The organism is Thermococcus camini (genome assembly GCF_904067545.1).
GTDB lineage: Archaea > Methanobacteriota_B > Thermococci > Thermococcales > Thermococcaceae > Thermococcus > Thermococcus camini.
In genome coordinates this window covers 1,558,847-1,574,961 of the sequence record NZ_LR881183.1, presented here as the reverse complement: position 1 = coordinate 1,574,961, position 16,115 = coordinate 1,558,847, and the positions used below count along the sequence as shown (strand labels likewise).

16 protein-coding genes and 1 CRISPR repeat array are annotated in these 16,115 nt (G+C 53.7%); of the genes, 14 read left to right on the top strand and 2 right to left on the bottom strand.

The window, feature by feature from the left end:
• The first annotated feature begins 201 nt into the window (after positions 1 to 201).
• The 5 genes from TIRI35C_RS08610 (at position 202) to TIRI35C_RS08590 (ending at position 6,623) form a co-directional block, all read left to right on the top strand.
• Complete coding sequence (locus TIRI35C_RS08610) at positions 202 to 2,391, top strand: ABC transporter substrate-binding protein (protein ID WP_188202529.1); 2,190 nt, start codon at positions 202 to 204, stop codon at positions 2,389 to 2,391.
• Between the two features lie 78 nt (positions 2,392 to 2,469).
• Positions 2,470 to 3,471 carry an ABC transporter permease gene (locus tag TIRI35C_RS08605; protein ID WP_188202528.1) on the top strand — a complete coding sequence of 334 codons (1,002 nt, stop codon included), beginning with the start codon at positions 2,470 to 2,472 and terminating at the stop codon, positions 3,469 to 3,471.
• A gap of 13 nt (positions 3,472 to 3,484) precedes the next feature.
• The gene (locus tag TIRI35C_RS08600) at positions 3,485 to 4,660 is read left to right on the top strand and encodes an ABC transporter permease (protein WP_188202527.1); all 1,176 of its coding nucleotides are present in this window, start codon (positions 3,485 to 3,487) and stop codon (positions 4,658 to 4,660) included.
• Positions 4,653 to 5,633 carry an ABC transporter ATP-binding protein gene (locus tag TIRI35C_RS08595; protein WP_188202526.1) on the top strand — a complete coding sequence of 327 codons (981 nt, stop codon included), beginning with the start codon at positions 4,653 to 4,655 and terminating at the stop codon, positions 5,631 to 5,633. The genes TIRI35C_RS08600 and TIRI35C_RS08595 overlap by 8 nt, the downstream gene beginning before the upstream one ends.
• A 9-nt stretch (positions 5,634 to 5,642) precedes the next feature.
• Positions 5,643 to 6,623 (top strand): ABC transporter ATP-binding protein, encoded by a 981-nt coding sequence (locus TIRI35C_RS08590; protein WP_188202525.1) that lies wholly within the window; start codon positions 5,643 to 5,645, stop codon positions 6,621 to 6,623.
• 5 nt (positions 6,624 to 6,628) lie between these two features.
• Here TIRI35C_RS08590 and TIRI35C_RS08585 read toward each other — a convergent pair whose 3' ends face one another.
• On the bottom strand, positions 6,629 to 7,192 hold the full coding sequence (locus tag TIRI35C_RS08585; protein WP_188202524.1) for a globin family protein: 564 nt from the start codon (positions 7,190 to 7,192) through the stop codon (positions 6,629 to 6,631).
• 71 nt (positions 7,193 to 7,263) lie between these two features.
• Here TIRI35C_RS08585 and TIRI35C_RS08580 point away from each other — a divergent pair, with 71 nt between their 5' ends.
• On the top strand, positions 7,264 to 9,444 hold the full coding sequence (locus TIRI35C_RS08580) for an ATP-dependent DNA helicase (protein ID WP_188202523.1): 2,181 nt from the start codon (positions 7,264 to 7,266) through the stop codon (positions 9,442 to 9,444).
• A 46-nt stretch (positions 9,445 to 9,490) separates the two neighbouring features.
• Positions 9,491 to 10,048, top strand: coding sequence for a dephospho-CoA kinase (locus TIRI35C_RS08575; RefSeq protein ID WP_188203157.1), 558 nt, complete (start codon positions 9,491 to 9,493; stop codon positions 10,046 to 10,048).
• Here TIRI35C_RS08575 and TIRI35C_RS08570 read toward each other — a convergent pair.
• A complete protein-coding gene (locus TIRI35C_RS08570; protein WP_188202522.1) occupies positions 10,034 to 10,843 on the bottom strand; it encodes a ZIP family metal transporter in 810 nt (269 codons plus the stop codon). The two genes, TIRI35C_RS08575 and TIRI35C_RS08570, sit on opposite strands and share 15 nt — an antisense overlap.
• Before the next feature lie 71 nt (positions 10,844 to 10,914).
• Between TIRI35C_RS08570 and TIRI35C_RS08565 the strand changes: the two genes are divergently transcribed.
• The 7 genes from TIRI35C_RS08565 to TIRI35C_RS08545 all read left to right on the top strand — a co-directional run bounded on the left by TIRI35C_RS08565 (position 10,915) and on the right by TIRI35C_RS08545 (position 16,048).
• Positions 10,915 to 11,328, top strand: coding sequence for an RNA-binding domain-containing protein (locus TIRI35C_RS08565; RefSeq protein WP_188202521.1), 414 nt, complete (start codon positions 10,915 to 10,917; stop codon positions 11,326 to 11,328).
• 466 nt (positions 11,329 to 11,794) lie between these two features.
• Positions 11,795 to 14,151: direct repeats of the CRISPR family, unit length 30 nt; unit sequence GTTGCAATAAGACTCTAGGAGAATTGAAAC.
• A gap of 102 nt (positions 14,152 to 14,253) precedes the next feature.
• Positions 14,254 to 14,586 carry a hypothetical protein gene (locus tag TIRI35C_RS08560; protein ID WP_188202520.1) on the top strand — a complete coding sequence of 111 codons (333 nt, stop codon included), beginning with the start codon at positions 14,254 to 14,256 and terminating at the stop codon, positions 14,584 to 14,586.
• A gap of 1 nt (position 14,587) precedes the next feature.
• On the top strand, positions 14,588 to 15,067 hold the full coding sequence (locus TIRI35C_RS08555) for a putative toxin-antitoxin system toxin component, PIN family (RefSeq protein WP_188202519.1): 480 nt from the start codon (positions 14,588 to 14,590) through the stop codon (positions 15,065 to 15,067).
• A 9-nt stretch (positions 15,068 to 15,076) separates the two neighbouring features.
• Complete coding sequence (locus TIRI35C_RS11215) at positions 15,077 to 15,211, top strand: hypothetical protein (RefSeq protein WP_281400554.1); 135 nt, start codon at positions 15,077 to 15,079, stop codon at positions 15,209 to 15,211.
• Positions 15,204 to 15,341 carry a PIN domain-containing protein gene (locus TIRI35C_RS11165; RefSeq protein ID WP_246454737.1) on the top strand — a complete coding sequence of 46 codons (138 nt, stop codon included), beginning with the start codon at positions 15,204 to 15,206 and terminating at the stop codon, positions 15,339 to 15,341. The genes TIRI35C_RS11215 and TIRI35C_RS11165 overlap by 8 nt, the downstream gene beginning before the upstream one ends.
• 76 nt (positions 15,342 to 15,417) lie before the next feature.
• Positions 15,418 to 15,570, top strand: a complete 153-nt coding sequence (locus tag TIRI35C_RS11160; RefSeq protein WP_246454736.1) for a PIN domain-containing protein — start codon at positions 15,418 to 15,420, stop codon at positions 15,568 to 15,570.
• 313 nt (positions 15,571 to 15,883) lie between these two features.
• Positions 15,884 to 16,048, top strand: coding sequence for a hypothetical protein (locus TIRI35C_RS08545; RefSeq protein WP_188202518.1), 165 nt, complete (start codon positions 15,884 to 15,886; stop codon positions 16,046 to 16,048).
• The last annotated feature ends 67 nt before the right edge of the window (positions 16,049 to 16,115 follow it).

Sequence of the window (16,115 nt, the reverse complement as noted above, 5' to 3'; positions counted from 1 at the left end):
CGTCTCTATCTAGCCCTCTAACTCATTTAAGCTTTTCGTAGTTTTTTCGGGTATCCCCTGAAGGTTGCACTCTGAGAACGCTGCCGATAAGTAACCAATAGTGCGCGTAAAAGACCTTTGTAGTACTGTTGGTGGTATCGAAAGGTTTATTACCTCATCCGCCATATTGTTCATGCCCTTAATGTACAGGGGTGGGTATTAATGAAGGCCAAAGGTTCAATAGCCCTGTTGGTAGTTTTTTTGGTGGTTTTTTCTGTTGCAGCCAGCGGCTGTATAAGCGGAGGCGGCGGTGAGACAACCACCATTTCGCAGAGCACCACCGCAAGTCCGAGTGGTACCCAGACCACGTCCTCTCAGGCGACTTCTGGAAGTACCACCACGACATCGAGCCAGTCGGCCACCCAGACGCAGACTCCCGCGGAGGTAAAACCGGGGATACTGGAGATGGGTGACGTCTACGTTGTCGTCACCGACAAGAGCGTCGTGATCGTCGGCCCGAAGGGTGCCAGCCCGACCGTCGAGATTCCGAGCGACAGGAAGGTTATAAAGGTCGAATACGAGGTTGACAGCGCCAACACTCCGGACGTCAAGACCCTCATGGAGAAGGGTCAGGGATTCGGTGCCATCGATCCGGCCTTCTTCCGCGATGAGCACGTCGATGCCCTCGTTGTGGCCGCCAGACGCCAGACCGATCCGACCATAAGAACCGAGCTCTTCAAGGCCATCTACATGCTCGGAAACAAGCTCGTCCCGGAGGTTATCCTCGGTCAGAACAGGCAGCTCCGCGTTTACTGGGACTGGGTTAAGGGACGCTACTACCACCCAACCCTTGCGGAGCGCTATGACCTCCTGAGGGAGGACCAGAACGCCCCCTCCGTCAAGATCGGTATTAAGGACTACAAGAACGACGCCGATACCTACACCATAGCAACCATTGGCTGGCCGGAGAGCTTTGACCCGGCCATGACCTACGAGACCTTTGGATGGGAGGTCTGGCACGAGATAGGCGACACCCTCGTCACCTACTGGAAGGAGGAGACCGAGGAGGTTAGCCCCGATCTGGCCGTTGCCTGGGCCCACAACAAGGACGGTACCGAGTGGTACTTCCTCATTCGCGGCGGTGTCCAGGCCTACGATCCGTGGGACGACAAGACCTATCCGATCGACGCCACCGACGTGGCCTTCACGTTCCTCCGCGTTGAGAGGCTCGGCCACAGCGTCAGCTGGATGGTCGATTCCTTCATGGACGTGAACGCCTCCCAGGCCCTCACCGAGGATGAGTTCGACCAGTACCTCAAGGAGCACCCGCTCATAGCCGAGTTCAACGGCAAGAGCACCGAGGTCAAGAGCCTCGACGAGCTCAAGCAGTTCTTCGGCTACAGCGGTGACACCGCTGGAGTCTTCAAGCTCGTTCTCCCGGCCCCATACGCCCCGGTTCTGGGAGTACTCGCCGACCCGTTCCTCAGCGTCGTCCCGATGGAGTATCTCCTCGGCGACAAGTACCAGGAGGCCCTCCAGGCGAGCGACAACGGCCATAACCCGAGCGCCTGGTGGAGCTACCTGAGCGAGGGTAAGAGCGACCCGACTCACCAGCTCATGCACAACAAGCCCGTTGGAACCGGACCGTTCTACGTTGCGGACTACCAGAAGGACGCCTACATAGTCCTCGAGTACAACCCGCACTACTGGAACGCCACCGCCAACCCCGGACACAAGAGGGTTATCTACGTCATCAACAGCGACGCCATGGCCAGGATCAACCTGTTCAAGACCGGCACCGCCGATGTCGTTGCCATACCGCCCGAGAAGATGGACACGGTCAAGGGCCTCGAGCTCCAGGGCTTCAAGTCCGTCGTTAAGACCGACATCCTCCAGCCGATACTGACCTTCCTCGTCTTCAACACCCAGAAGGAGCCCTTCAACGACCCGCTCGTCAGGGAGGCCATGGCCTACGCCGTTCCGTACGACCAGATCTCCCAGGTCGTTTACCAGGGACTCCTCGCCAGGAACTACGGTCCGATACCGAAGCCGTGGCCGGGCTACACCGAGGAGGGCATAACCAAGTACAAGTACAACCTCGCCAAGGCCAAGCAGCTCCTCAACAAAGCCGGCGTTGACCCGACCAAGTACAAGATCGAGCTCATCTACAACGAGGGCAACTCAGCACGTGAGAAGATCATGACCCTCCTGCAGAACGTCTGGAGCCAGCTCGGATTCCAGGTCACCATCAACAGCTACAACTGGCCGACCTACCTTGACAAGACCGAGCACGGCGAGTACGATGTCTACGTCGTCGGTTGGGTCCCTGACTACCTCGACTCCGACAACTGGGTTGGCCCGTTCCTCTACGGTGCCACCGAGTTCACGAGCGTCGAGGTAAGCGTTAGCTGATTCTGACCTTTCTTTTTTTCTGTTCGTGTTTTTGACCGAACTCTAGAGGATAAATCAAGGACACAGGGGGGAATCGGATTGGCGAACCTGAAGAAGTTCCTAATAAGAAGGCTCCTCACGTTTATCCCTACCCTCATCGGAGTCACCCTCATAGTCTTTCTGATCGCCTACGTCATCCCTGCGGATGTTGCCAGGGCCTGGGCCGGTGGTGAGAAGGCCAGCCAGGCGTACATGGAGCAGATAAAGAAGGAGTACCACCTTGACGAGCCCTGGTACGACCAGTACTGGTTCCTTGTGAGCGGGCTTGCAAGGAACAGCATAATCGACCCCAGGACTTCCAACTACGTCCTTGACGATATACGTGATCGTTTCCCAATAACGTTTGAGCTGGCCCTGGTGGCGTTCTTCTTTATCCTGATAATAGGCATACCCCTCGGTATAATCTCGGCCCTCAAGCGCAACACGTGGGTGGACACGGTCATCAGGTTCTTCGCCCTCACTGGCGTTTCGATGCCGGTCTTCTGGCTGGGCTACCTTCTCATATACGTGTTCTTTGTTAAGGTTCACTGGATAACACTCGCTGGCTTCCCGGCTCCGCCCGAGCACCAGATAACCCACATCCCGATGATAGACGCCCTCATCACCGGGGACTTTTCAACCTTCAGCCAGCACCTCCACAGGCTCTGGCTCCCTGGCTTCACGCTGGGATTCATGGGTGCGGGTGTACTCGCCAGATTCGTCAGGAACAGCTTCCTTGAGGCAATAGGCAGCGACTACGTCGGGTTCCTCAAGGCCAAGGGCGTTCCCAAGAGGGGAATCTACCGCCACGCCCTCAAGAACGCCATGGTGCCGATAGTTACCGTTCTCGGCCTCCAGTTCGGCGGCCTCCTCGGCGGAACTCCGATCACCGAGACGGTGTTCGGCCTTCCGGGAATGGGTTCCTACGTCATCGACTCAATCAGGAACCTCGACTTCCCCGCGGTCGTCGCCATAACCATGATCTTCGCCCTGATATTCCTCATAACCAACCTCGTCGTGGACATACTCTACGCCCTGATAGACCCGAGGGTGAGGTATTAGCAGGGGTGATAAAATGGGCAGGGAAGAGTACAAATCAAACGTTCTTGACAGGCTCTCCGACAAGCTCGTCGAGGGATTTGGAAGCTTCATAAGCCTGTTCAAGAAGGACTGGAAGAAGAAAAACCGCTCCAAGATGGAAGAATGGAAGCTCATGCTCTACGCCCTCAACCGCTCCCCGCCGGGCCTCATAGGACTTGCGCTCGTGCTGATGTTCGTGCTCCTCGGCATATTCGGCCCCAGCCTCGCCACGTGGAACTACAGGTTCTTCCCGACCAACTACAACATGAGCACCTATCTCGCCCCGCCCGGCTCGACGTACTTCCTGAACGTTACCGAGCTTAGGGGGGACAACATCATCCAGTACACCACGAACATCCACTACACTCTCGGTGCGGACAACTTCGGTAGGGACCTCGTCAGCCTCATCCTCTACGGAGCCAGGGTCTCGCTGGTGATATCCATAATCGTCATAGTCCTCGGCGTGCCCCTGGGCATCATTCTGGGCCTCATAGCGGGCTACTACGGCGGTAAGGTTGACGAGCTGGTCATGCGCATCACCGATGTGTTCCTGGCCTTTCCGGCGCTCATCCTCGCCATGGCCTTCTCCGCCGTGCTCCCGCAGAGGCTTCAGAACTTCATCTCCACCCATGAGTCCGTCCAGAGCTTCGTGCTGTGGCTCTTCGCGCTTGAACCTCAGGACGCAGGCAACCTCGGAAAGCTCCTCGCCGTCATACTGGCGATGATAATCGTCTGGTGGCCTGCCTACGCCAGGATAACACGCGGTTCAACCCTCACCGAGAGGGAGAACCTCTACGTCGAAGCCGCTCGCGCCATAGGACTCGGCTCCAGGACGATAATGTTCAAGCATATACTCCCCAACATCATCGGCCCGATACTGGTCTACATCACCCTCGACTTCGGTGGTGTGATTTTGATGGAGGCCGGCCTGAGCTTCCTGGGCCTCGGTGCCACTCCCCCGATAGCCGACTGGGGCAGGATAGTCTACGACGGCTCCCAGTACTTCCCAGAGAAGTGGTGGCTGGTCACCTTCTCCGGCCTGATGATCATGCTCGTTGCCCTCGGCTGGAACCTCCTCGGAGACACGATGAGGGACATCCTCGACCCGAAGACGAGGAGGAGCATAGAGTTCAAGGTCAAGAAGAGCAAGGAGGGTGAGAGCAATGCCTGAGCCAATCCTTGAGGTTCGCGACCTGACCGTCCACTTTTACACCTACGCTGGAATAGTCAAGGCCATTGAGAGGGTCTCCTTCGACGTTTACCGCGGTGAGACCTTTGCTCTCGTCGGGGAAACAGGCTGTGGAAAGAGCGTCACCTCGCGCGCCCTCACCCAGCTCATCGAGAGCCCCGGAAAGATCGTGGAGGGCAGCGTGATTTACCACAGAGAGGATGGTTCAACCGTCGATCTCCTAAAGCTGGGCGCTGAGGAGATAAGGGACATAAGGGGCAAGGAGATAGCTTACATCTTCCAGGACCCCCATGCCTCTCTCGACCCGCTCTACACGGTGGGGTACCAGATAGCCGAGGGAATGGTGGTTCACAACACGGTCAAGGATTGGAAGGAGGGCTTTAAGAAGGCCGTTGATATTCTCCACCGTGTTCTCATCCCCGACCCGGAGAACAGGGTGAAGAACTACCCCCATGAGATGAGCGGAGGAATGAAACAGCGTGTCGTCATCGGAACGGGCGTCGCCAACAACCCCAAGATACTCATCGCCGACGAGCCTACTACAGCTCTCGACGTCACGGTCCAGGCCCAGATACTCGAGCTGATGAACAAGCTCAAGCGCGAGTACAGCACCACCGTGATACTCATCACCCACAACATGGGTGTCGTCGCGGAAATGGCCGACCGCGTTGCCGTCATGTACGCGGGTAAAATAGTCGAGATAGGCTCCGTTGACCAGATATTCAAGAACCCGCTCCACCCGTACACGCAGGGTCTCCTCAGGGCAGTTCCCAACCCGCTGGCCAAGATAGAGCGGCTCGAGACCATCCCGGGAACGGTTCCCAACCTGATAGAGCCGCCCGGAGGATGCCGCTTCCACCCGAGGTGCCCGAGGGTTATGGGCGTCTGCAAGGATAGGGTCCCCGAGCTGAAGGAGATAGAGCCCGGTCACTTCGTAGCGTGCCACCTTTACTGAGGTGATACCATGAGCGAGCCGATACTTGAAGTTAAAAACCTCAAGAAGTATTTCCCCATCAGGGGCCTTTTCAGAACCGAGGGCTACGTCAAGGCCGTTGACGACGTCAGCTTCAGGATAAACCGGGGTGAAACCTTCGGTCTCGTCGGAGAGAGTGGCTGTGGAAAAACAACCACCGGAAGGACCATCCTCCGCCTCATCGAACCCACCAGCGGTCAAATCATCTTCCAGGGCAGGGACGTCACGAAGCTCAAGGGCGAGGAGATGAAGTGGTTCAGGCGGAAGGCCCAGATCATGTTCCAGGACCCCTACTCCTCACTCAACCCCAGGCAGACGGTCTTCGAGGTCATCATGGAGCCCGTCCGCTTCCACGGCATAGAGGTTGATGATCCCGAGGAGTTCGTGATAAGGCTCCTGGAGAGCGTCGGCCTCAACGAGATGCACCTCTACCGCTATCCGCATGAGTTCAGCGGCGGTCAGAGGCAGAGAATAGCCCTCGCCAGACTGCTGGCCCTCAGGCCGGAGTTCATAGTCCTCGACGAGCCCACCTCGGCCCTCGACGTTTCGGTTCAGGCCAATATCCTCAACACCCTCAAGGACCTCCAGAGGGAGTTCGGCTTCACGTACCTGTTCATCAGCCACGACCTCGGCGTCGTCAAGTACATGAGCCACAGGATGGGCGTTATGTACCTTGGAAAGCTCGTTGAGGTCGGGCCGGCGGAAGAGATCTTCGAAAATCCCCTCCATCCGTACACCAAGTTCCTGCTGTCCGCCATACCCGTTCCCGACCCGGAGCTGTCGAGGGAACTCAAGGCGAAGCGCATGAAGGTAGAAGGAGAGCCGCCGAGCCCGATAAACCCGCCCGCTGGATGCCGCTTCCACCCGAGATGTCCGTTTGCCAAGGCGGGACTCTGCGACAGGAAAGAGCCCCCGCTGGTGGAGGTCGAGAACGGCCACTACGTCGCCTGCTGGCTCTACGGAAAGGCGTGATTTTTCTATTCCCTCTTTTCCCTTCTCAGCCACTGGAGTGCCATTCCTGCGTTGGAGTCTATTTTGAACAGTTCCCTGTAAACGGGGTCGCCCACTTCCCCACCGTTCACCTCGAACTCGAGGACTGCATAGCCCCTGGGTTTCACCACGGTTTCCTCCAGCTCCGCGGGACTCTTTATCCCGAGAACCTTCCTCATTATCGCCAGGGCCAGCAGGGCTTCCCTGTTCTTCCGAGCCAGCTCCTCGTCCCTGTCCACGTGCCGCTGGTGGCCGGTTGGTATGCCGATGATTCTCCAGATGTTCCAGCGCCTCATGTGTCTGGCTCTTTCGTTGAACCTCTCGCCGCTGAGGTCGTAGAGGGTCACGAAGAGGGAAGTCAGGTAGTTCCTCAGGGAGTCCTCTTCCAGCAGGGCCCCTCGAGGTCTGGCCTCGAGCCGCTGGAGGTCTTCGGCCTTTCTTATCAGCGTTGCACGCCTCTCGGGTTTCTCTACCCTCAGCGAAAAGTAAGCATCCACACCGTACCTCCCGGTCCTTGTCTCGAAGAGCACGTAGGGAACCCTCAGCCTCATACTTCCCCCCCGTTTAGTACGTGGGATAAGCATATAAAACCGCCGGAGGAATAGTCCCGGAGCTGAGGGCTATGAGGGTTGAGGAGCTTCCAGTGGATGAGAGGATAAAGAGGATAATCCGTGAGAGGGGAATAGAGGAGCTGTACCCGCCGCAGGCAGAAGCTTTGAAGAGCGGCGTCCTGGAGGGAAAAAACCTCGTTCTGGCTATCCCCACGGCGAGCGGGAAGACCCTCGTGAGCGAGATAGTCATGGTCAACAAGCTTCTCCGGGAGGGGGGTAAGGCGGTCTATCTCGTCCCCCTGAAGGCTCTTGCGGAGGAGAAGTACCGCGAGTTCAAGGAATGGGAGGTTCTGGGCCTCCGCGTGGCCGCAACGACCGGCGACTACGACTCCACCGACGAGTGGCTCGGGCGCTACGATGTAATAATCGCCACCGCTGAGAAGTTCGACTCCCTCCTGAGGCATGGCTCCAACTGGATTGAGGACGTCAAACTGGTCGTTGCCGACGAGGTCCACCTCATAGGCTCCTACGACCGCGGTGCTACCCTCGAGATGATACTCAGCCACATGCTTGGAAAGGCCCAGATTTTAGCTTTAAGCGCCACCGTTGGAAACGCCGAGGAGCTGGCAGAGTGGCTCGATGCCGCGCTGGTTATGAGCGACTGGCGCCCGGTTCAGCTCAGGAGAGGGGTATTCCACATCGGCCAGCTCTTCTGGGAGGACGGCAAAATAGACCGCTACCCTGAGAACTGGGAGAGTTTGGTCATTGACGCTGTCGGGAGGGGCAAACAGGCGCTGGTGTTCGTCAACACCCGTCGCTCGGCTGAGAAGGAAGCCGTCTCCCTGTCTTCAAAGATATCAAAACTTCTGACCAAGCCTGAAACGAGGCAGCTTAAGGAGCTTGCGGATTCCCTTGAGGAGAACCCGACCAACGAGAAGCTTAAGAGGGCCATTCGCAGTGGAGTGGCCTTTCACCACGCAGGGCTGAGCAGGGTTGAGAGGACCATGATAGAAGATGCCTTCCGTGAGGGCTTGATTAAGGTGATAACGGCCACTCCGACCCTTTCTGCCGGAATAAACCTCCCGGCGTTCCGCGTTATCATAAGGGACACCAAGCGCTATGCCGGCTTCGGCTGGACGGATATACCGGTCCTCGAGATACAGCAGATGATGGGAAGGGCAGGAAGGCCAAAGTACGACAGAGTCGGAGAGGCAATAATCGTCGCAAGGACCGAGGAGCCGAGAAAGCTGGTGGAGAGATACATCCACGGTAAGCCCGAGAAGCTCTTCTCGATGCTCGCCAACGAGCAGGCTTTCAGAAGCCAGGTTCTGGCGCTCGTGACCAACTTCGGAATAGGCAACTTCCGGGAGCTGGTTTCTTTCCTTGAGAGGACTTTCTACGCCCACCAGCGGGGGGATATAGCCTCGCTTGAGTACAAGGCCAAAAACGTCGTCTACTTCCTCATTGAGAACGGGTTCATCGACATGGACATGAACGACCGCTTCATGCCCCTGCCCTTTGGAAAACGCACCTCCCAGCTTTACATAGACCCCTTCACGGCGAAGAAATTCAAGGACGCCTTTCCGGCAATTGAGAACAACCCAAATCCCTTCGGAATCTTCCAGCTGATGGCCTCGACGCCGGACATGGCCACGCTGAACGCCCGGAGGAGGGAGATGGAGGACTACCTTGACCTGGCCTATGAGATGGAGGATAAGCTTTACACAAACATCCCCTACTACGAGGACTCGCGTTTCCAGGGCTTCCTCAGCCAGGTGAAGACGGCTAAAGTTCTCCTCGACTGGATAAACGAGGTTCCGGAGGCGAGGATATACGAGACCTACAGCATAGACCCTGGAGACCTCTACAGAATTCTGGAGCTCGCGGACTGGCTGATGTATTCCCTGATAGAGCTCTACAAGCTCTTTGAGCCAAACGAAGACGTGCTGAACTATCTGAGAGACCTGCACCTCCGCCTGCGCCACGGAGTTCGTGAGGAGCTCCTCGAGCTGGTTAAACTGCCCAACATCGGAAGGAAGAGAGCTAGAGCACTCTACAACGCCGGCTTCAGGAGCCAGGAGGACATAATGCACGCCAAGGTGAGGGACCTCCTGGAGGTTGAGGGCATTGGAATGAAGGTGGTTGAAGGTTTGTTCCGGTACTTCGGCGTGGAAATACCGAAGGGTGCTAAAAAGGACCTCAAAAAGGTGGAAAAAGCCCGGAAGGGAACCCTCGATGCTTTCCTGAAGTGAGGGCCAATCTTTTTAAATCCCCCTATTTTACTCGGGCGTGGGCACTATGATAATCATCGTGACCGGAATGCCTGGTTCGGGAAAGAGCAGGATCGTCAAGGAATTCGAGAGGAGAGGCTTTCCGAGCGTTTCTATGGGGGACGTCGTGAGGGAGGAGACCGTAAAGCGCGGTCTAGAACTTACCAAGGAGAACGTTGCCAAGGTCAGCATACGGTTGAGGCAGGAGCTGGGTCAGAACGCGGTGGCAAAGCTTACCGTTGAGAAGGTGAGGCGCCTCCTTGAGGGCAGCAGGGTCGTCGTTATAGACGGCGTTCGCTCCCTCGACGAGGTTGGAACCTTCAGGAGCGCTTTTCCGGACGAGGAGATAGTAATACTAGCCGTCCACACGCCACCGCACACCCGCTTCGAGAGGCTCAAAGCTCGTGGAAGGCACGACGACCCGAGAACGTGGGAGGACTTCGAGGAGCGCGACTGGAAGGAGCTTAAGTTCGGCATAGGGAACGTCATCGCGATGGCCGACCACATGGTAGTGAACGACTGCAGCAGAGAGGAGTACGAAAAAAGGGTGAGGGAGCTCGTTGACAGGATTTTAGCCGAGCATTGAGTCGAGGAACAGCATCACGTAGAAGCCCAGGAAGAACCCCAGGGTTATCAGCGTGTCGCCCTTTTCTCCCCTGTATATCTCGGGTATCATCTCCTTTACTGTCACGTAGAGCATCGCCCCTCCTGCTAAACCGAGGCCGTACGGCAAAAGCCAGGCAAAGAGGCTGAAGAAATACGCCCCGACCAGAACCATCGCCATCTCGGCGAAGCCGCTCAGCACGCCCATCGCTATCGGCTGGAGGCGCTTCTTCTGTATCGTCGCGAGGGGCAGTGAGACGACCGTTCCCTCCGGAAAGTCCTGGATTCCAATGGCTATGGTGGTCACCAGACCGACCTCAAGGTTGTAGACGAGGGACGTCCCAACGGCGAGTCCCTCCGGCAGATTGTGGATTATCACCGCTATAACGAGAAGCCAGACCTTCCTCAGCTTGTCTTTCATGGATTTGGGTCCCTCGTAGCCTTTAACAAGGTGCTCGTGTGGGAGAAAGCGGTCTATGGCGTAGATGAGCAGCACCCCAAGGGCTATCCCGATTCCGGCCGGCATGAAGGAGCCTGTGATATCTATCGCCGGCAGAATGAGGCTCGTGAAGGCCGCCACTATCATCACGCCTGCGGCGAAGCTGAGGGCAAAGTCAACGCCGCCCTCGGGGAGGCTCTTGGCGAATATCGCCACCATAGCTCCGAAAGATGTCATGAGGGCGACGAAAAGTCCAGCGTAGAACGCAACCCACATGATTTCGCCGTTTGAGATGCTCAGTATCCACTCCGCAAGATTGGCCACGAAGTTCTCTAACACTATTAGGCCACCCTAACTACTTGGGCGGTTGGGTTTATAAGCCTTCCCGCGAGCTTCTTCTGGGTGAGAAGATGGAACTCTTCGAGGAAGTCGAGGTTGAGGCTTACGTTTACCCGACAGAGGACATCGAGAAGGTCAAGAAAGCCATGCTGAACCTTGTCCCTGACCTGGAATTCGAGGCGTTTGACAGGGGCGGCTACATCATTCTGACCGGTAAAACGGGGAGCAGAAAGGCCCTCAGCAGGCTCTACGAACTCTTCCGCGGCCAGGCGATACTGGACACCGCGCGCTCCTTCTTGGAGGAGGGCTACTTCGGCGAGGAAATCATCGTGAAGGTAAACAAGCAGGCGGCCTACGCTGGCGTGGTGAACTTCAACGAGGAATCCCCGCTGGGCCCGATAACGATAATCATCAGAACCAAAGACCCGCAAAGGCTCATGAAGTGGCTCGCGCCGAGGACGAAGGACGGCGTCCCGATAGAGTAGCATCACGATGGGAGCCCTTAACTTCTGCTTTTGTTGTTTTTTAGATTTGTTCTGGACAATTGAAGCCTTAATTTTGCCCGGGAAATCGATTTTCGCTCTTTCATTATTATCACTTTTTGTTCCATTTTCTCGGATATTATGTAACGAAATTTTTTCGAAGTTTGGAATATGGCCGTGGTCTGGCTCCTTTCAGTTTAAACCCTATCAAAACTGTTTCTTCCTGACTTTAGCTGGCTTACAGGCCATTTTTCGGGTTTTAAAGGTCTTCTAAGTCCAGGGAAATCCCGTGAGCACCTGTGTTCATCAAGTTTTTTGGGCCCTGTAGTCTTGGCTTGGGTCCCTTAAAGCGTTCCAGGGGTTCTGTTTTGGACGCCCTGATAGCTTCTTTTACAGCGGTTTCCAGAAAAGCTTAAATATTGGAAGTGTTTTAGGGCTTTATTGAGCAAATGGGAGGAAATTCCCGCCTGTTGCAATAAGACTCTAGGAGAATTGAAACGACGAAGACAACCCAATCGTTCGTGCCGTCGCCAGTCACGTGTTGCAATAAGACTCTAGGAGAATTGAAACAAGCCAGCGCGGGATGACGTACCTATATGACCCCCTGGTTGCAATAAGACTCTAGGAGAATTGAAACGTACAAGACATACCAGGATTTCGTCATAAAGACAGGGTTGCAATAAGACTCTAGGAGAATTGAAACCGCTAAATCTAAAGAGATGACGCTTAAGGAGTTCATCGTTGCAATAAGACTCTAGGAGAATTGAAACTTGAGGTCTTTGGCCGGCTCATTCGAAACGAAGTTCTGTTGCAATAAGACTCTAGGAGAATTGAAACGTTTGGGAACGAGGAGGAGGTCTACAGCGGCAACGTCTTCGGAAAGTTGCAATAAGACTCTAGGAGAATTGAAACCCGTCCTAACGAAACCCGGACACTATACCTTTATTATGTTGCAATAAGACTCTAGGAGAATTGAAACACCGCCGCCGCGGGGCTTTTCATATGCAACCGGCCACAGTTGCAATAAGACTCTAGGAGAATTGAAACGCGCCCACTCGTCAGGGTTGTCGGTGTACGGCGCCATGAAGTTGCAATAAGACTCTAGGAGAATTGAAACTAGGTCGAAACTCTCTTCCTCCGGCTCCGGGTACGCCCACCAGGTTGCAATAAGACTCTAGGAGAATTGAAACTTGGGACAGTTTGGGACACCGGGACATTTGGGACATTTGTCCGTTGCAATAAGACTCTAGGAGAATTGAAACTGTGCTCTGCCCGTGGTCAAGGCGGGGCCCCACCCCCGTTGCAATAAGACTCTAGGAGAATTGAAACCGCCATAACTCAAAGCCTCGGCAACTCTCTTGAGTGAGTTGCAATAAGACTCTAGGAGAATTGAAACTAACAAGAACAAGACAGTCCTGCTTAAGCCTGGACAGGGTTGCAATAAGACTCTAGGAGAATTGAAACGCCCACTATGCCGATGTGGGTCGCTCCCCTGACGAGGTTGCAATAAGACTCTAGGAGAATTGAAACACGGTAAAAAGGGCGGTGGGAAGATGGGAAGCGGTGAGGTTGCAATAAGACTCTAGGAGAATTGAAACCGAAGGATCTGCTGAAGGAGAAAGTTTTCGGAATCCGTTGCAATAAGACTCTAGGAGAATTGAAACCAAGCAAAAGCGAGCAGAGCTACATCGAGAAGGCGAAGAGTTGCAATAAGACTCTAGGAGAATTGAAACTATTGTAGTGTTATACGATGATTATAATCGGATTAGGGTTGCAATAAGACTCTAGGAGAATTGAAACTCAGCATTTCTGATTCAAGCGGTTTCAGCCTCTTTGGGTTGCAATAAGACTCTAGGAGAATTGAAACCTGATGTGGCTGATTTTATCCAGGGCCGCGCGAGCGAGTTGCAATAAGACTCTAGGAGAATTGAAACTAGGGGCGGAAAGTTCGGGAAGGCGAAAGACATAGCGTTGCAATAAGACTCTAGGAGAATTGAAACCGCGCAGAACCCTCACGAGCAACGACGCAGATATCTTGTGTTGCAATAAGACTCTAGGAGAATTGAAACAGCATTAGTACGACAAAAGCGAAAATTCCGAGCCCGAACGCGTTGCAATAAGACTCTAGGAGAATTGAAACGAATTGGTCAGGGTCTTAACCTCGACAGTCATCTTAGTTGCAATAAGACTCTAGGAGAATTGAAACTGTTCCTCGGACAATATAAAGGAGGTCGGCATAGATGAACGTTGCAATAAGACTCTAGGAGAATTGAAACGGAGGATGGCGCCCATGGCATACGCATTCTCAGCACGGTTGCAATAAGACTCTAGGAGAATTGAAACGTGTATTCTATTGTGGGGGGGTCGGTGCTTATGACTGTTGCAATAAGACTCTAGGAGAATTGAAACGCGCTCTTCGGTGGTGTCGATAGCTCCAACTATGCCCAGGTTGCAATAAGACTCTAGGAGAATTGAAACCTGTGGCCTGGAAGCGCCAGCGTGACTATTGCCTCGTGTTGCAATAAGACTCTAGGAGAATTGAAACATGTGGTTGACTTCGAAGGCGCTGGCGTGGATGAGTGTTGCAATAAGACTCTAGGAGAATTGAAACGCACGTCCCCTCTGAAGACAGGAGGGATACTGTGATATACGTTGCAATAAGACTCTAGGAGAATTGAAACTTATGACTTTCCAAGGAGCCTCACCAGAGTATATTCTGTTGCAATAAGACTCTAGGAGAATTTTGGGGTTTCTCATGCGTTTAAGTCCGAGGGGGTGTGGGGGACGGAACGTCCCCCCGCAATAAGGCTCTAGGAGAATTGAAACTGTTACGACGATTGGCGATGTTGAGAAGTTTCTGACAGCAGTTCTTGTCTTGATTGCGTTAGGGTTTTATAATCTGCTGTAGAGATTAAGACGGGGGAGCTTATGGCGTCCGATGTGAGAGCCATTGAGATTATGCTGAAAACCGATGAGAACGCCAGGCGTTCTATTAGTGCGTGGATTGTTCAGATTGCTAAAAAGATTCACGAGAAGCCAGAGGATGTAGTGTGGTTTTTTGAGATGAGACAGCTCATGGACGAGGTTGAAAGGCTTGCAGAGACTACCACTGATGAGGAACTCGAGGAGTGGGAGAGGGAACTGGAAGCAGAACAGAGTGGGATAGACCGCCCCCTTGAGGAGCTTTTAGAGATGGGTAGAAGGAGCTTTAAGAAATTTAAGAGGATAGAAGTGAAGCTAAGGGAACTTGGGGTCGTTTAGCATGGCACAGAGGATTAAGGTTGTTCTGGATACTTCAGTCCTCATAAGCGCACTGAAGTCCAAGGACCTTTCCAAGTCTCCGGCATGGAAAATCATAAAGGCGTTGCAGGAGGGAGAAATTGTAAACTTCGTCTCGAATGAGATTATCGAGGAGATGCAGACCCAGGTTCTGGGAATCGGGCTTGAAACTGGACTCACGAGACGTGCGTTGCGAATTCTAACGATAGTTCTCAAGAACAGTATCACGGTCCGTCCACGGAAAAAGCTCTCTCACGACATTGATTTCATTAAGAAACTGAAAGACCCAAACGACGCCAAGTTCTTCGACGTTGCTTATGCCAAGAAGGTGGACTACATTATCTCAGAAAACACGAAGCACATTCTCCAAATGCGTGATGAGAGAACCAAAACTTATCGTTTTGACGGTAGAAATGTCAAAATTTTGAGGGCCGGGGAATTCGTGAGAGAGGCTTTAAAGTGAGGGAGCCATATGCGAGCAAAGAGTAAGGTTAGAAAAATTGCGAGAGAGCTGTACGAACTTCTCTCGGAGGAGGAGCTTGATGAAATCGAGAGGGAGGTCTCAAAAAAGAGGCTCTCATTCAGAGAATCCGAGGATATTGATTGACACGAGCGTTCTGATTGAACTCTACAAGGTCAAAAGGCTCGAGGACTATGCAGGCTCGGCCATCTCAATGGTCACTCTCTTTGAGTTCGTGAGGGGAATCCGCAGTGAACGAAAGAGGGTGGTGTCCTGAAACGGCTGGAAAAGCTGTTCAAGGTCGAGCCGTTGGACAATGTGATAATCCTTACGGCCTCAAGATCTATAGACGCTTGAAGGATAATGGTGAGCTGATAGAGGACGCTGATATCCTCATCGGTGCCACGGCGATAGTCAAAGGCTACCAGGTTTGGACGAAAAATACACGACATTTTGAGAGACTGAGGGATTTTGGCGTGAGACTTTACAAACCTCGGAAGAGGTGAGGCCTGTGGGTGAGTATCTCTACAATAAGGCGAAGCGGGAGAGCTCTTTCTGATTCTATAGTCCAGTTTTTCGTAACTATCGAGTGTCTTATTCTCTGCAGAAGTCTCTCTACCTCAGAGCAAGAAAGGTGGGAGCAAGAAAGGTGGGAGCAAGATGGACTAGAAGAAACCTTTACACGCAATTCCTAAAGAGAATTAATGGAATTTTCTTGTGTTGCATGTGGTAATATTGGGAGTTCCTCATCTGCTATGAGTACGGTTCGACCATATTATTTAAACTACGTCAGAGTTTTATATCCTGCGAGGGATTGGAATGAGGGATGTGATTATGCGGAGAAAGAAAACCGAAAAAAGGAATGACAGGAAGATCGACCCTGCTGCGCGAGACCTGGTTGAACTTGCTGGAGAGGGAGAGATAGATTTTGGTGAAATTAAGCGACCGACACGGTTCAAGAGGTTTAGGATTAATTATCAATAGCAGTCACAGGCTGAAATGAAAGTACGGTATTTTGACTTCCCCAACAAAAGAAAAATCATGGACAATA

Coding starts and splice junctions, on each gene's coding strand:
- TIRI35C_RS08585 (WP_188202524.1), bottom strand. CDS start 7,192: ATGAGGCTGAGGGTTCCCTACGTGCTCTTCGAGACAAGGACCGGGAGG.
- TIRI35C_RS08575 (WP_188203157.1), top strand. CDS start 9,491: ATGATAATCATCGTGACCGGAATGCCTGGTTCGGGAAAGAGCAGGATC.
- TIRI35C_RS08595 (WP_188202526.1), top strand. CDS start 4,653: ATGCCTGAGCCAATCCTTGAGGTTCGCGACCTGACCGTCCACTTTTAC.
- TIRI35C_RS08610 (WP_188202529.1), top strand. CDS start 202: ATGAAGGCCAAAGGTTCAATAGCCCTGTTGGTAGTTTTTTTGGTGGTT.
- TIRI35C_RS08565 (WP_188202521.1), top strand. CDS start 10,915: ATGGAACTCTTCGAGGAAGTCGAGGTTGAGGCTTACGTTTACCCGACA.
- TIRI35C_RS08580 (WP_188202523.1), top strand. CDS start 7,264: ATGAGGGTTGAGGAGCTTCCAGTGGATGAGAGGATAAAGAGGATAATC.
- TIRI35C_RS08555 (WP_188202519.1), top strand. CDS start 14,588: ATGGCACAGAGGATTAAGGTTGTTCTGGATACTTCAGTCCTCATAAGC.
- TIRI35C_RS08560 (WP_188202520.1), top strand. CDS start 14,254: ATGGCGTCCGATGTGAGAGCCATTGAGATTATGCTGAAAACCGATGAG.
- TIRI35C_RS08545 (WP_188202518.1), top strand. CDS start 15,884: ATGAGGGATGTGATTATGCGGAGAAAGAAAACCGAAAAAAGGAATGAC.
- TIRI35C_RS11215 (WP_281400554.1), top strand. CDS start 15,077: ATGCGAGCAAAGAGTAAGGTTAGAAAAATTGCGAGAGAGCTGTACGAA.
- TIRI35C_RS08590 (WP_188202525.1), top strand. CDS start 5,643: ATGAGCGAGCCGATACTTGAAGTTAAAAACCTCAAGAAGTATTTCCCC.
- TIRI35C_RS08600 (WP_188202527.1), top strand. CDS start 3,485: ATGGGCAGGGAAGAGTACAAATCAAACGTTCTTGACAGGCTCTCCGAC.